The 15015-nt window shown below is 48.6% G+C and carries 16 protein-coding genes; 12 read left to right on the top strand and 4 right to left on the bottom strand.

Annotation, left to right across the window (positions count from 1 at the left end; genetic code table 11):
• Window positions 1-100 precede the first annotated feature (100 nt).
• The gene (locus tag RIF25_RS04340) at window positions 101-760 is read left to right on the top strand and encodes an ATP-dependent Clp protease proteolytic subunit (protein WP_322877323.1); all 660 of its coding nucleotides are present in this window, start codon (window positions 101-103) and stop codon (window positions 758-760) included.
• Window positions 761-817: 57 nt separating this feature from the next.
• Here the strand turns inward: RIF25_RS04340 and RIF25_RS04335 are convergent, their stop codons facing one another.
• Window positions 818-1192 (bottom strand): winged helix-turn-helix transcriptional regulator, encoded by a 375-nt coding sequence (locus RIF25_RS04335; protein ID WP_407682314.1) that lies wholly within the window; start codon window positions 1190-1192, stop codon window positions 818-820.
• A 208-nt stretch (window positions 1193-1400) separates the two neighbouring features.
• On the opposite strand from RIF25_RS04335, the gene RIF25_RS04330 reads away from it, so the two are divergent.
• The 9 genes from RIF25_RS04330 (at window position 1401) to RIF25_RS04290 (ending at window position 9128) form a co-directional block, all read left to right on the top strand.
• The gene (locus tag RIF25_RS04330; RefSeq protein WP_322877321.1) at window positions 1401-1781 is read left to right on the top strand and encodes a hypothetical protein; all 381 of its coding nucleotides are present in this window, start codon (window positions 1401-1403) and stop codon (window positions 1779-1781) included.
• 186 nt (window positions 1782-1967) lie between these two features.
• Window positions 1968-3041: a magnesium-protoporphyrin IX monomethyl ester (oxidative) cyclase gene (gene acsF, locus RIF25_RS04325; RefSeq protein WP_322877320.1), complete on the top strand. Its 1074-nt coding sequence runs from the start codon at window positions 1968-1970 to the stop codon at window positions 3039-3041.
• Window positions 3042-3130: 89 nt separating this feature from the next.
• On the top strand, window positions 3131-3880 hold the full coding sequence (locus tag RIF25_RS04320) for a biliverdin-producing heme oxygenase (RefSeq protein WP_322877319.1): 750 nt from the start codon (window positions 3131-3133) through the stop codon (window positions 3878-3880).
• Window positions 3881-3959: 79 nt separating this feature from the next.
• Complete coding sequence (gene hemN, locus RIF25_RS04315; RefSeq protein ID WP_322877318.1) at window positions 3960-5348, top strand: oxygen-independent coproporphyrinogen III oxidase; 1389 nt, start codon at window positions 3960-3962, stop codon at window positions 5346-5348.
• A gap of 73 nt (window positions 5349-5421) precedes the next feature.
• A complete protein-coding gene (locus tag RIF25_RS04310) occupies window positions 5422-6315 on the top strand; it encodes an acyl-CoA desaturase (RefSeq protein WP_322877317.1) in 894 nt (297 codons plus the stop codon).
• 55 nt (window positions 6316-6370) lie between these two features.
• Window positions 6371-7465, top strand: a complete 1095-nt coding sequence (locus RIF25_RS04305; RefSeq protein WP_322877316.1) for an NAD(P)H-dependent flavin oxidoreductase — start codon at window positions 6371-6373, stop codon at window positions 7463-7465.
• Window positions 7466-7515: 50 nt separating this feature from the next.
• Window positions 7516-7929, top strand: coding sequence for an ATP-binding protein (locus RIF25_RS04300; protein WP_322877315.1), 414 nt, complete (start codon window positions 7516-7518; stop codon window positions 7927-7929).
• 457 nt (window positions 7930-8386) lie between these two features.
• The gene (locus RIF25_RS04295) at window positions 8387-8683 is read left to right on the top strand and encodes a Mo-dependent nitrogenase C-terminal domain-containing protein (protein ID WP_322877314.1); all 297 of its coding nucleotides are present in this window, start codon (window positions 8387-8389) and stop codon (window positions 8681-8683) included.
• Window positions 8684-8717: 34 nt separating this feature from the next.
• The gene (locus RIF25_RS04290; RefSeq protein WP_322877313.1) at window positions 8718-9128 is read left to right on the top strand and encodes a hypothetical protein; all 411 of its coding nucleotides are present in this window, start codon (window positions 8718-8720) and stop codon (window positions 9126-9128) included.
• Between the two features lie 13 nt (window positions 9129-9141).
• On the opposite strand, the gene RIF25_RS04285 is transcribed toward RIF25_RS04290, so the two are convergent.
• A complete protein-coding gene (locus tag RIF25_RS04285) occupies window positions 9142-9465 on the bottom strand; it encodes a hypothetical protein (protein ID WP_322877312.1) in 324 nt (107 codons plus the stop codon).
• A gap of 610 nt (window positions 9466-10075) precedes the next feature.
• Window positions 10076-10672 (bottom strand): peroxiredoxin, encoded by a 597-nt coding sequence (locus tag RIF25_RS04280; protein WP_322877311.1) that lies wholly within the window; start codon window positions 10670-10672, stop codon window positions 10076-10078.
• A gap of 151 nt (window positions 10673-10823) precedes the next feature.
• Between RIF25_RS04280 and cax the strand changes: the two genes are divergently transcribed.
• Together cax and xth are read left to right on the top strand one after the other, a co-directional pair.
• A complete protein-coding gene (gene cax / locus RIF25_RS04275) occupies window positions 10824-11903 on the top strand; it encodes a calcium/proton exchanger (RefSeq protein ID WP_322877310.1) in 1080 nt (359 codons plus the stop codon).
• Between the two features lie 19 nt (window positions 11904-11922).
• On the top strand, window positions 11923-12732 hold the full coding sequence (gene xth, locus RIF25_RS04270) for an exodeoxyribonuclease III (protein WP_322877309.1): 810 nt from the start codon (window positions 11923-11925) through the stop codon (window positions 12730-12732).
• Here xth and RIF25_RS04265 read toward each other — a convergent pair.
• Complete coding sequence (locus tag RIF25_RS04265; RefSeq protein ID WP_322877379.1) at window positions 12729-14861, bottom strand: lytic transglycosylase domain-containing protein; 2133 nt, start codon at window positions 14859-14861, stop codon at window positions 12729-12731. The genes xth and RIF25_RS04265 overlap by 4 nt on opposite strands.
• Window positions 14862-15015 lie beyond the last annotated feature (154 nt).

Below are 15015 nucleotides of genomic sequence, written 5' to 3'. Positions count from 1 at the left end.
GGGAAAAAACCGAGCCATGGTATTCCTGATCCCCCATCCCCCTTTTAATGCCAAAGGGACTAGACTAAAGAAAAGATAACCATTTGTTGCTGTGTCTGCCATGCGGTTGCCGATTGAATCTGCTCAATCTCCCTACTACGGTGATGCCTACTATCGCACTCCCCCTCCTGATCTACCCTCTTTACTGCTTAAAGAACGGATCGTCTATTTAGGAATGCCTCTAGTCCCGGCCGTAACTGAGCTATTGGTGGCCCAACTGTTATTCCTCCAATACGACGATCCTGAAAAACCAATCCGCATCTATATCAACTCCACCGGAACCTCTCGCTATGATGGTGAACCCGTTGGGTTTGAAACCGAAGCCTTTGCAATTTGTGACACCATCAACTATATCAAGCCCCCAGTCCATACAATTTGCCTTGGCCAGGCGATGGGAATGGCAGCCCTTCTACTTTCTGCTGGAACTAAAGGATATCGGGCCAGTTTAGCCCACGCCACCATTGTCATGCATCAAACCAAAAGCTATGCCCGCGGCCAGGCCACTGACATTCAAATCCGGGCTAGGGAAGTTCTCGCCAACAAGCAAACCATGGTGGAAATTCTCTCCCGTAACACCGGACAAACCCCAGAGCGGATCACGAAGGACATGGATCGACTGCTCTACATGACCCCCGATGAAGCCAAAGAGTATGGCCTGATTGATAAGGTCTTAGCCAATGAAGCAGCCCTACCTATACCCATTCCGGCGGGTGTCCGCTAAGGGTCTCACACCTGTAGCCCAGTAGCCAACTCGTGAGCTAGATATAAGCCGGTTCCCCTAAAACTGTGCTGGCTCAATTAAGGCACAAACACAGGGGTCTTGCTCTAACCATTGGGAACCAACCTGATGAAGGGCAAACATGACGGGTTGTAACTGCCAGCCTTTAGGGGTAATGGAATATTCCACACGGGGGGGAACTTCCGCATAAACCGTTCGCTCAACCAGGCCATGGGCTTCCAACTTTCTCAGCGTTTGGGTCAAGGTTTTGGTACTAATTCCAACTAAGGCAGTTTGGAGTTCATGGGTGCGGCGAGATTGGGAGAACAGTTCCCGGAGGATCATGATGGACCACTTACTATCTAACACATCCATAACATATTGAATTGGACATTTAAGCTCTGAGCATGGATTGTTAACACCACTTAATGTCATGCTGTCCTTGGACCTCTGGAGTCTAATCATTAATTTACTATCTTTATGTATCAAAATGATTAGTAACGTTACACAGGATAACAACAGGCCCCGAATAGGAAAAAAGAATTATAAACGGTCAACAGCAGCTGCCAATCACTCCCCTAGGATGGAAAAGCAATAGTTTCCCTTAAAGTGGTTCATCCCCAAACTATCAAGGATATTGTTTATGAAATTAGGCTCAATATTGATTTCGGCCCTAGTTGTGGGTAGTGCGATTGTCATTCAGGCTCCGGCCTATGGAGATGCCGTGACGGCTCGTTGTGATATTTACCCCCAAGGGGATGATCGGGCCACCTATTCTGGTCAATGTAGCTTTTCCCAACGACAGGGAGTGGTGGCGATTAAACTTGCCAGTGGCCAACATTATGACTTAGTCCCCGTGGGTGATCGTCCCGGGCATTACTTGGATCAAAATCAAAAACCAGCTTATCGCCAGGCCGGGTTGGGGGATCGGGGGCAAATTTATCGTCTGGAGAAGGTCTCGATTTTTGTCTATTGGGATGCCGCGCCCTATACCCCAGCCAATCCCCAATCCCTACCCAAATAACTAACCGCTACCTCCTCTGAGACTCCCTGGGAGAGCTTTAGTATTTCTTTATAAACCCTGGAAACTCAACTCCAATCTTAATTATTTACTGCAAGTAACTAAGGGGTAATGCGGGTAACTGACTTGAACCCGGCCGGGTTTCATCGGACAGTGAACTCTAGTGATTTACTGTGGTGATGATTGTTTATGGTCAGCGCACCCCCCTCTACCTTTACGGAACTAGCCCCTGGAATTAAAGCCCCGGTGCAACAAACTCTCTTAACCCCGCGGTTTTATACCACCGATTTTGACAAGGTAGCCAGCCTTGATTTATCCCAGCAGTCTGTAGAACTAGAGTCGGTCATTGCTGAGTTGCGGGCTGACTATAACCGCCATCACTTTGTCCGTAATGCAAATTTTGAGCGGGATTGGAGTCACATTAGTCGAGAAACTCGCCAGGCCTTTATTGAGTTTCTAGAGCGATCCATTACCTCCGAGTTTTCTGGGTTTTTACTGTTTAAGGAACTCTCGCGGAAATTGAAGGGCCGCAATCCCCTTTTATCGGAAGCTTTTAACCTTTTGGCCCGGGATGAAGCCCGTCACGCCGGATTCTTAAACAAGGCCATGGCTGATTTTGGCTTGTCCCTAGACTTAGGCTATTTAACTAAAAACCGAACTTATACCTTCTTTCCGCCGGAATGGGTGATCTATACCGTTTATCTATCGGAGAAAATTGGTTACTGGCGGTATATCTTGGTCTATCGGCATTTAGAGCAACATCCCGAACATGAAATTTATCCCCTATTTCAATATTTTGAGAGTTGGTGTCAGGATGAAAACCGCCACGGAGATTTCTTTAAGGCCCTACTACGCTCTCAACCCCAACTTTGGCAAACCTGGCAAGCAAGGCTCTGGGCTAGATTCTTCTTACTGACGGTTTTTGTCACCCATACCTTAACAGTTTTGGAGCGGGCAGATTTTTATGCATCCATTGGGATCGATCCCCACCACTACAACCAACAGGTAATTAGCCACACCAATGAAACCTCGGAGCGGGCCTTTCCCAGTGTTTTGAATACCGAGCATCCGGAATTTTTCCCACGGCTAGAAACCTGCGCCCAGGCCAATGCCAAACTTACGGAAATTAACGGCAACAGGCAACCAAAATTCATCAAGTTCTTCCAGAAACTGCCTTGGATGACCGTAATTCTCTGGCAAATGCTGCGGTTATTTTTAATCAAGCCTGTGGATACTGAGCAGATGCGGGGTGTGGTCTATTAATAGTTTGCGATAGAGCCGTGACGATGTTTAATTCAACCCATTTTTTTGTGACTTGGTTTCAATTCATTTTCGACCATGAGGATTTTGTTATGAGTCAACCGCTTTCTGTGGCGCTCCGTCAAGGCACAACCCAGGCCCACACCCTTGCGGAAAATACCGCCTTTATGAAGTGTTTTATTAAGGGGATTGTGGAGCGGGAACCCCTGCGGAAATTGTTTGGTGACTTTTACTTTATTTATGGAGAACTGGAAACCGCATTTTGTCGCCATGCCGGGCATCCAATTCTGTCTCAACTCTACTTTCCTGAACTGAACCGGACGGCGGCCCTGGCCCAGGATTTAGAATTTTACTTTGGCCCGGCCTGGAAAGGATTGATTCAGCTAACTCCGGCGGGAAAAATCTATTGTGATCGGATTAAGGTGCTGGCCGATACGCAACCGGAATTACTGATTGCCCATGCCTATGTCCGCTATCTGGGGGATTTGTCCGGTGGGCAGGGATTGAAGGGAATTATTCGCTCAGCCTTGGGACTCACGGATCAACGGGGGACAGAATTTTACGAGTTTGCCGCCATGCCCTCCATTGAAGCCAAACGCGCCTTCAAAGAAGGCTATCGCCAGGCCCTAGACAGCTTAACCCTAGACGCGGCCCTGATTGATCAGATTGTCACAGAGGCAAATTTTGTCTTTCAACTCAACCGCGATGTGATGCACGAATTGGAACCGGAAGTAAAAGCAGCCATTGGTGAGTATACCTTTGACCTATTAACCCGCCAAGATCGGCCAGGTAGTACGGTTCGGCTCCAAGGGGCAGTGTCTCGCGAGGTGGCGGTAGTTTAACTTTCACTCCCGAAATGTATGTTCCCTGTTTTTTCCTGCAACGTCCATCCGCCATTAATTTCAGATTTTGAGACCTACTATGACCATTACTGTTGATTTTAATGCTGAATTACTGACTAAATATAACCAACCCATCCCCCGCTATACCAGTTACCCTCCGGCCACAGAACTAAAGCCTGAGTTTGACTCGAATCAATTTCTCCAGGCCCTGGAGTTGGGCAACCAACACCACAAGCCCCTATCTCTCTACTGCCACATTCCCTTCTGTGAAACCCCTTGCTACTTCTGCGGCTGCAATACAATCATCACCCAATACAAACCCGCCGCCATTCGGTATTTAGATTATTTAATCCGTCAGATTCAGCACATTGCCCCCCAAGTTAGTGCTCAGCGAATTGTTAATCAACTCCACTGGGGGGGTGGCACGCCCAATTATCTGGCCCAAGATCAGGTGGTGACTCTTTGGCAAGCCTTAACGACTCATTTTACCTTTGCGGAAGATGCTGAGATTTCCATTGAAATAAATTCCCGCTATGTGGATCGCGATTATATTCAGTTTCTTCGCCAATTGGGCTTTAATCGGATTAGTTTTGGGATTCAAGACTTTAATCCAACTGTCCAAGAGGCGATTAATCGGGTTCAACCGGAAGCGATGTTATTTGATGTCATGGCCTGGATTCGGGAAGCCGGGTTTGCCAGTGTGAATGTGGACTTAATTTATGGGCTGCCCTATCAAACCATCGAGACATTCCAAGCAACCGTCGCTAAAACCATTCAACTGAATCCAGATCGAATTGCTGTTTTTAACTTTGCCTATATTCCCTGGCTCAAACCCTTGCAAAAACGGATGCCAGCTTCAGAAATGCCCGATGCAGCCGCCAAACTCCGGATTCTCCACAATACAATTAGTCAACTGACGGGAAATGGTTACAGCTTCATTGGCATGGATCACTTTGCTAAACCCAATGATGAACTTTCCCTTGCTCAACAGGCCGGGCAACTGCATCGGAACTTCCAAGGCTACACCACCAAACCAGAGGCGGATCTATTGGGTTTTGGGATGACCTCCATTAGTATGTTGCAGAATGTTTATACCCAAAACCATAAGCGGCTCCAGGATTACTACCAGGCCGTTGATGCTGGGGCAATCCCCATCGAGCGCGGTGTCACCCTGACTGAGGATGATTTAATTCGCCGAGCGGTGATTATGGAGTTGATGTGTCAGTTTCGGTTATCCCTAGATGACTTAAATCAAAAATATCAATTGGGGTTAGCCAGGGACTTTAATGATTACTTTGCTGATGCTTTACCCAAACTTGATGGACTGGAGGCAGATGGTCTTTTACGGCGGTTCAGTGATGGCCTGGAAGTGACACCCAAGGGGCGGTTGTTGATTCGGAATATTGCCGCAGTCTTTGATGCCTATTTAGTGCCCAAAAAAACAGACATCTTCTGTCAGGCAATTTAGAGACTGTTGTTCAGGGCGATACGTTGAATTTCCATTTAATGTCATTATTGCTAATTTTGTGAGTGTAGTGTCCATGCCAACCGAATCAATTTCAGAGTCCAATCTCAATAGTGTCACGGTGGTCAATACTCCCCAGGCCCCGACAAACTATCCAGTGAATTGGCTATCCGTTGCCTTTTTTGCCCTTGTCCATGGCCTGGCCTGTTTAGCCCCTTGGTTTTTCTCCTGGTCAGCCTTAGGAGTCCTCCTGGTATTGCACTGGCTATTTGGCAGTATCGGTATTTGCCTCGGCTATCATCGGCTCCTGAGTCATCGTAGTTTCAAAGTTCCCCGCTGGTTGGAATACCCCATTGCTGTGATTGGGGCCTTGGCCTTACAGGGGGGGCCGATTTTTTGGGTTGCCGGTCATCGGTTGCATCATGCCCATACAGAAGATGTAGAACTGGATCCCTACTCGGCCCAGCGGGGGTTTTGGTGGAGTCATATCCTTTGGTTGTTCTGTCCGAATCCGGCGGTGTTTGATTATGACCAGTATCAAAAATATGCCCCCGATCTAGTCAAGCAACCCTTTTACCGCTGGTTGAATCGTAATTTTCTCTGGTTGCAGTTGCCCTTAGGAATTTTGCTCTATCTTATGGGCGGTTGGTCATGGGTCATTTATGGGATGTTTGTCCGGGCCGTGTTGCTGTGGCATAGCACTTGGTTTATTAACTCTGTCACCCATGTTTGGGGTTATCGGACGTTCCATGTGGCGGATAATTCTCGTAACCTGTGGTGGGCGGCAATTCTAACCTATGGCGAAGGTTGGCATAATAATCATCACGCCTTTCCCAAAGTGGCCAAAGCAGGCTGGCGGTGGTGGGAAATTGATGTCACTTGGTGGGTGATTGCAGCCCTAGAAAAACTTGGCCTGGCCACCCACGTCATCATGCCCCCAACCTTTAAAACTGAAACTCAGCAACCTTGAGACCTTTCCCCCTGACTTTGACCATAGCAAGTTTCAATTCTGGATCATCTTCAATATGAACGCTTCTGTATTCTTTAAGCCCTTAACTGTTGGTACACATACGGCTCGATATCCAATTATCCAAGGGGCAATGGCCGTGAAAGTCTCCGGGGCTAAGTTGGCGGCGGCGGTGGCGGAAGCGGGAGGAATTGGCCTGATCTCGAGCTTTGGGATCGGCTTTGACTCCCCATATTTTCCAGAGCGAGCGCCCCGGAAGACTTTTTTCCAGGCCAACCAACTCGCCCTTCAAGATGCCCTGACTACGGCTAGAAAGCTATCTCCCACGGGAATAATTGGTGTGAATATCCTCGTTGCCACCAAAGATTATTTAGCCCTAGCCCAAACCGCAGCGGCCGGGGGGGCAGATTTAATTGTGACTGGGGCCGGGTTGCCCTTGACTTTGCCAGAAGTGACCCAAGATTATCTCCATGTGGCCCTCGTGCCGATTGTGGCGGATCTGGAGTCGGCTCAGATAATCTGCCAGGCCTGGGGGAAAAATTACCATCGTTATCCAGATGCCATAATTGTTGAAAACTGCCAGAAAATTGGTGGCCATTTTGCCAGCCAATGCCAGGATGGGATCCCCAATGATCTCGGTCAAACCCTCCAACACCTGCGCCATTACCTGAACAGTCTTAACCTCCAGATTCCGATCATCATTACAGGGGGCATTTGGGAGCAGGAAGACATTCAGCAGATGTTGCGGTTGGGCGCAGATGGGGTGCAAATTGGCAGTCGGTTTATTACAACCCAAGAATGTGATGCCGCTGATGCCTATAAACAAGTCCACCTCCAGGCCAGGCCTGAGGATATTATTTCAATCACCAGTCCCGTGGGAAAACCCGCCCGCGTCCTGAAAAATCAACTCACAACAGATATTGCCACCCAAGCCCCAACCTTAGAGCGAAGATGCCTTGCCAACTGCCTCCAAACCTGTCTTTGCCGAGATCAAGGGACTTCATTTTGCCTCCTCCAAGTTCTCAACGCCGCAAGCCAAGGGGATGTTCAGGCCGGATTGCTCTTTGCCAGCGGAAATGTTCGGCCAATTCGGAAAATTCTATCTGTGGCTGAACTGATGGCAAGTTGGGGCTGTGCCTCTAGTGATGGTTGAAGGAGAGTGGCAAAATATAGGGTATTGCTTTGGCTTAACTTAGGATACCCGTGCCCCTTCAACAAACCCTCCAAGTAGCCAGCGACTTAGGGAAACTAGATCAAGTCCTAAGTTGGTTCGCCCAGGCCCGCCCGGAATGGGTCCAGAAAACGATTTGGCTCCAACTGGAATTAGCCCTCGCTGAAGCCTTTACCAATGCGGTGCGCCATGCCCATCACCATAGCCCAGAGCCGCCGCCTGTCTTGATTGAACTCCAAGGAACCGCCACTGCCGTAGAACTGAAAGTCTGGGATCACGGGCCCACATTTAATCTCCAGGAAAAACTGGCCACGCTGCCGGAGCAAATTTCCCCAGACCAGGATGGCGGGCGCGGCTTGAAATTATTACAAAACATTGCGAGTGAATTAGAGTATCGGCGCATCGGCTCCCAAAACTGTTTGATTTTACGCAAGGTTCTCGACTGATTTCCAGTGGTTTATCAATGATTTAGAAATTATTGGTAGCCTGTGATACTAAACGCTCGACATTCTCCCTATAGATGCCTAACTAACCTGAGAATCTGCCTCGACAGTCTCATAAATCTATTTTATTCCGAAAATATATTAACTTCTGTAGATCTACTGATGTGCTAGACTAACGGTTGCGTTAAGACAGAGATAGAGCGACTCATTTGAGTTAAAACTCCTTGATTTACTTAGTTTTACTCAAGCCATAAACTCTGCCTAGCGATTGCCAGAACCTCTTTAATTATTCATGTTCAATTAACATTTTCTTGCTATTTTGTCATTCATGTCCTCTCTTTTAACTTGTATTTAACTGTTAACTTAAAGTTTTTTACCATTTTGACCTTTCTTTACTTTCAAGCTGTATTGCGCGGGAGTGATCGTCCGTATGTTTAGCCATGTCTTTCAAGGAGAGCCAATGTCTCCACCTCAATCGTCTCCTAAGTTTCCAAAATTTCTCAAAGTGCTGTTTCAGCGTTTCCAGGCCTGGTTAGAATCCATTGAAGTGCGTCATAGCCGCCGGGCCCATTGGTTATGTCGGTGGATTCCTGCCCAATGCCCCTTTGAACGGGATGTTAAAATTGGTCCCTGGCAGTTTCATATTCCGGCCCTGTGCCATCTCAACCCCTTCTATGAGCAATTGATGGTCTTGCGCTTCCGGGCCTTATGTTTCTTAGCCGATGAATGTGGCGAGGATATTAGTCAATACTGCTAGAGTTTAATCTGGACAGTTCACCCCATCTACCGTTGTGGATCAATCCGTCATTTGGATACATGGCGATAATCTCAGCCCAACTCAGCCCATCTGGTCACAGTATCCTGATCGACCCGCAGTTTGGGTTTGGGATGATGATCTGCTCCAGGCCTGGGGGATCAGTTTCAAACGCCTCGTTTTTATCTATGAATGTCTCTTGGAACTTCCCGTAGAAATTCGCCGCGGCCATGTTATCCAAGAGCTAACTCAGTTTATTGCTCACCACCAAGCTACCCAGGTCATCACCAGTCCAAGCCCCAGCCCCCGATTTACCCAAATTTGTCAAAGTTTACCCGTCCCCGTCAAAATTATTCCATCCCCAGGGTTTGTGGAAATTCCTGCCAACACAGATCTAAAACGGTTCTCTCGCTACTGGAAAGTGGCTAAACCTTACCTCACACCCTAAACAGATTAGAAAGTTAGTAGTGTTTCCAGCCACTTGAATCCTCCCAATACCGTCTGCCCGGCCGGCCGCCAACTCGGCCAATGTAACTCCCAGTTGCGTCGTAACACATAAAGTGACTATGCTGCCAAGAAACTGGCCTTTCCTGAACCTTGGTGGTTGTTGGGCCATAGGACTCTATCAGCCGTTGCACCGCCGCCTCCACCCGAAAGCGCGGCACTGCTAGATCAGAGGAAGCCCCCACAGAAGGCGGGTAAGATTCTATGGGGATATCTCGATAACCGATAATTGGGGTCAGAAGAAAAATAACTACCCGGAAAACACGATTGATTTTTGCCATGAAAATCTGCACTACCTTTCCAGGGACTGATAACTTCTGACCCTCCATCCGAGTCACAGACTGATCTTTCTTGTAGTTCTTCGAGATGCTCATCAGGACTATCCTTAAGCATGAAACATAAAATATGCAATATGAATCAAGTCCCTTTGGCTGATCCTGCTAATGTTAATCTGTCAATTAGGCAAATATTAAAAAGAGCTAAATATATTTCTAATCCAAGCTAGTTATAGTTATGTGTATCTAAGTAGTTCGATGACGTTGCTTCAGAATTACAGACTTTATATAAATTTGATTATGGATCGTGCCATATTCATCCATGGCTGTCAATAAGTCAAAAATCAGTTTCTAGCAGCCCATGTATCTTGCTATACAAACTGTATTCAAAAGATTTTTTTCGTATTCAGTTTAAACGGTTACTACTACAGTAATCCTTTTTGACTTCCAAACGGTAGAACCTTGACATAACACGATTTCCAGCATTAAGAAGTTCTATAACCAGATGGGATTGCTATATGTGACCTGCCGTAATCTTGTAAATTGAAGACAAAAAAACTGCCTAGCCTCAACCAAGCAGTCTTAAATCTCATTCGTTTATTAAAAGAGAAGGCAATTAACCTACTGCTTCAAAATAAACTTTGGACTTGACGGGATCGGGGTTCATGGTTTTCTCCCCAGGCTGCCAACCGGCGGGACAGACTTCATCCGGGTGAGATTGAACGTACTGAATCGCCTGCAACACCCGTAAGGTTTCGTCCACACTCCGACCAAAGCCCAAGTTATTGATCGTGGCGTGTTGGATCACCCCTTCTTTGTCAACGATAAATAACCCACGCAGGGCCACTCCTTCTTCGGTCAAGACATTGTACGCCGTGCTGATTTCTTTCTTCAGGTCAGAGACTAAGGGATAGTTCAACTCACCAACACCCCCCGCTTTCCGGTCACTTTGCGTCCAGGCCAAGTGGGAAAACTGGCTATCCACAGACACACCCAAAATTTCCGTATTGATGCTGGAAAATTCGCTGTACCGATCACTGAAGGCAATAATTTCAGTTGGGCAAACAAAGGTGAAATCTAAGGGGTAGAAAAACAAGACCACATATTTGCCACGGTAGTCAGACAGTTTGACATCCTTAAACTCTTGATCAAAAACCGCGGTCGCACTAAAGTCCGGGGCCAATTGCCCAACTTGTAAACAACCTTCTGCCATGGGATACGCTCCTAATTACTACGAAAACAGCATCATAAACTGTGATGAGGAACTGAACAAAGGTAGGATTGTTACATTCAGTTACATCCTCTTATTTACACCATATCATAGTCATAACGATTTTGGATAAATCCCCAAGGCACGGCCTCCTATGAAGCTAAAACAGTTGATTTCCGTGGGTTTTCTGGTTTTTATTCCGATATCCATTGCGGCGGACTATTTCCACTGGGGGACTTTAACCATCTTTTTTACCTCCGCCTTGGGGATCATTCCCTTAGCAATTTGGCTGAGTACGGCGACAGAAGAAGTGGCTTTGGCTACGGGGCCAACCATTGGTGGATTATTAAATGCCGTGTTCGGTAATGCGACCGAGTTAATTATTGCCTTGGTGGCCTTGCGTTCCGGCCTGGTGGATATTGTCAAAGCGAGTATTACCGGCACCATTGTCAGCAACTTACTTTTAGTGATGGGCTTATCCATGTTTCTGGGCGGCTTGCGATTTAAGGAACAGGAATTTGCCCCCGTGGTGGCGCGGGTGAATGGCTCTTCAATGACCGTGGCGGTTTCGGCAATTTTGCTCCCGGCAATGGTGATTTTCACGTCTAAAGGAGTGACAGACGCTGCCATTGGTCAGTTATCCATCGTCACGGCTGTGGTGTTGATTGTCGTTTATGCCCTCACCTTGCTGTTCTCCCTCAAGACCCATAGCTACCTGTACGATGTCAGCCAAGTGGATTTAGAAGGGGAAGTGGAACCCAGTCATAAACCCAACTTGGTGCTCTGGGTCTCGGTTTTAGTGATTGCCACCATTGGGGTTGCCTTTGAGTCAGAAATTTTTGTTGGGGTTGTTGAGGAAGCCACCTCAGGCCTGGGTCTCACGCCTCTCTTTACGGGGGTAATTTTGTTGCCTTTGGTGGGTGGGGCAGCGGAATATGTCACTTCGGTGCGGGTGGCGATGAAAAACAATATGGATTTGGCTGTTTCGGTGGCAATGGGCTCCAGCTTGTTAGTGGCACTCCTAGTTGCGCCGATTCTGGTTCTAGTGGGCCAGGCCATTGGCCAACCGATGGATTTGAACTTTAACCCCTTTGAAGTGGTAGCGGTAATCATTGCCGTTGTTGTCGCTAATTTAATTAGTCTTGATGGCCGTTCCAATTGGTTAGAAGGCGCGTTATTATTGGCGACCTATGCCATTTTGGGTACAGCCTTTTACTTTCACCCGCCCGTCTAAAAGCACCAAAACTCGATTTATGAAAATTGCCACTTGGAATGTCAACTCAATTCGCACCCGCTTGGAACAGGTTTGCCAGTGGTTGCAGGCCAATCCAGTTGATGTGCTCTGTTTGCAAGAAACCAAAGTGGTGGATGAACTCTTTCCCCAGGCCCCCCTGACGAATTTAGGCTATCACGTTTATATTTCTGGACAAAAAGCCTACAACGGCGTGGCGATCCTCAGTCGTGAGCCAGTGACCGAAATCTCCACTGGATTTAGTCCCGTCTTGGGTGATGTTGGCGACTTAGAGACTCAAAAACGGTTGATTACGGGGATCATTGGGCCAAATATGCGGGTGATTAATGTTTATATTCCCAATGGTTCGGCAATGGGGACGGATAAATATCACTACAAACTACAATGGCTAGAAACATTACATACCTACTTGGCCAGGTTACAACGGGAATCTCCAACGGAAATGATTATCTGTGGCGACTTTAACATTGCCCCCGAAGATATTGACATTCATGATCCCCAAGGGCGAGAAACCCACATTATGGCCACGGATCCAGAGCGAGAAGCCCTAGCCAAAATAGCCGCCTTGGGCTTTCAGGATGGGTTTCGGAAATTCACCCCAGAAACGGGCCATTACAGTTGGTGGGACTATCGCACCGGAGCGTTTCGGGGTAATCGGGGCTGGCGGATTGATCATCACTATCTCACGGCAGGACTTTATGCCCAGGCCCAGAATTGTGTTATTGACTCGGCCCCGCGCAAACTGGAAAAACCCAGTGATCATGCCCCAGTCATCTTAGAAATTGGCCTTGCATCCGTTTCATCTGCCTAGAGGGGAGACTGAGGACTGTAGAGACGGAGATAGTTCCAATAGTTAGCCAAAATAGACTTGACATAGCCATAGGTTTCTGGGAAAGGAATTTGCTCAATAAACCGATCCGGATCCTTGTAGCTAAATCGCTGGAGCCAATCTGCCACATTTCCCGGCCCAGCATTGTAACTCGCTAGGGCCAGGAGGGTATTTTGATCATGAAGGTCGTGGGTATGGGCAAAGTACCAAGTTCCCAGGTTGAGACTATCCTCCACATTGTCCAAGCGATAGGATGTCAGGCCAATTTGGGGGGCAATCCAGGCCGCCGTATCGGGCATGACTTGCATTAACCCCGTGGCTCCCACAACCGACTGAATCCCGACTTCAAAGCGCGACTCTTGGCGAATTAAAGACATGACCAACAGAGGATTTATCTGCCGTTTTGCTGACCAGGCCTGGACTTGTGACCAAAAGGGTAAGGGGTAAAGGGCATACCAATAGGCCGGATCTTTCAGCACCGGAGCAAAAAACTTGGCGGTTGCGGGTTCCGTGCGGGCCCGTTGTTGTAGATTCTCCAGCATGAAAATCCCATCCAAATAATCCCCCACCCCCAAGCGGAGGAGGCCATCGGTTAATTGTTCCGCAGCCGTTGGTTCAACCCGATGCCGAAATTCCCATTGCCAGCGACTCCAGGCCAGGTCAAATTGGCCGATTTCATAGAGGGCCTGTAAGGTTGGCGACCCAGCACTGAGGGGTAAACTTTGCCGTTTTTGCGGATCAACTGGCGGATTCAGGGCCCGGACGGTGGTGAATGTGCCCACGGGTTTACCCATCAGACTCAAGGCGCGCCAAGTGTAATAGGAATAGGGATAGCGATCTCGGAGAATTTGCCAATCTGTTTGCCGTTGTCGCTGATCCATCGCCCATTGTCCCAACCAAAAGGCCGCAGTTGGAGCCAGTTCACTATCGGGGTTATGTTTGAGCAGCGATTGGGCCCACGTTCTCGCGTCTTTGAGGTTTCCGGTTTGGGCATCCCGTTGGGCCTGTTGCCATCTCAGTTGGGCGGCGGCGGGGCTGGTGGCATAGGTGGTCAATAACGTTTCTCGGGCCTGGGCGGCTTTGGGCCAGTTTCCCAGTTTCTCCCACAGGCCAGCTTGATCGAGCAGGGCATCGGCGGCAATGGTCAGGGTTTGGGCCTGGTTAGCGGTGGTGATGGCCTGTTGAAAATAGTGCAAGGCTTGGCGGTGATTCCGACTGAGACGACCCAACCGGAGCCAGGCCAGGGCCGCTTCTTTGGTCTTGGGAAATTCTTTGACAACCCGTTGATAGGTGGCAATGGCTTGATCCCGTTCATCCCCCAGTTGCAACGCTCGGCCCGCGCGATAGGTATTAAAGGCGGTGGGTGGGGCTTTCAGATAGGCCAGGCCTGCTTTTTTGTAAGCTAGATTTTCCCAATAACCAAAGCCAATCGCCGCCCAATCTGCCGGTTTCAGTTCCTGGGCATAATCCTTAGTGAGTTGATCCAGAATCTCAAGATAGTTCTCTAAAAACAGGCCATGTTTTGCCATCAACACCAGCAGCGACCGTTGGTGGGGATTGGCCTGGAGCCGAGTTTGGGCCAGTTTAACAACGGCCGGGACTTGGGGAAATTGGGCCAGGGCTTGGTCGGGTTGATTCAGGGCCAACAGGGCGAGGGCGGCTTCCGGTTCTTGGGGAAACTGGCGGAGGATCTTTGCCCAAGTGGCTTTGGCTGGGGTGGGTTGATTGGCTTTTTCATAGGTCTGGGCTTGGAGAACCAAAATCGGGGCAGTCAGGGGGGTATTTTTTTGCTCTAAGTCCTTTAACCAGTCTAGGGCGGCGTTGGGGTCACTCTTTTCCAGGGCAGAGATCGCCAGTAAATAGCGGGCCTGGGCCTGTTGCAGCGGTGGGCCTTGGTGGGCAAGTTTTTCCAGGCTGGCTATTTGGTTTGGCTCTGGGGCCTGGAGGATTTGGGTAAAGGTGTTGGCCTGGGGAGCTTCTTGCTGTTTCAGACTCCACCACATGCCCCCGCCGCCCATAACTCCAGTGGCCACCAGTCCCAGGCCCCCAGCAATCCATATCCTTTTTTTTAACGTGAGGGTCATCAACCAAGGGGCAAATTTGGGTAACATCTGCACAGGCGCAAAGCTTGAGAATCCAACGCAGGGGGACACAAAACCTGCCCTCACTCTAGCCTGTTCTGGTCAAATCCTCACCGATCTGCTATTCAATTAAAGGCACGGGCCTTAGACTGAGAGTAATTTTTGATCCCCCATCTCAACCTGG

It is taken from the genome of Pseudocalidococcus azoricus BACA0444, assembly GCF_031729055.1.
In the GTDB taxonomy this organism is placed as follows: Bacteria; Cyanobacteriota; Cyanobacteriia; order Thermosynechococcales; family Thermosynechococcaceae; genus Pseudocalidococcus; species Pseudocalidococcus azoricus.
Note: the sequence above shows the minus strand (reverse complement) of the source record. Positions and strands in the feature narration are given on the sequence as shown.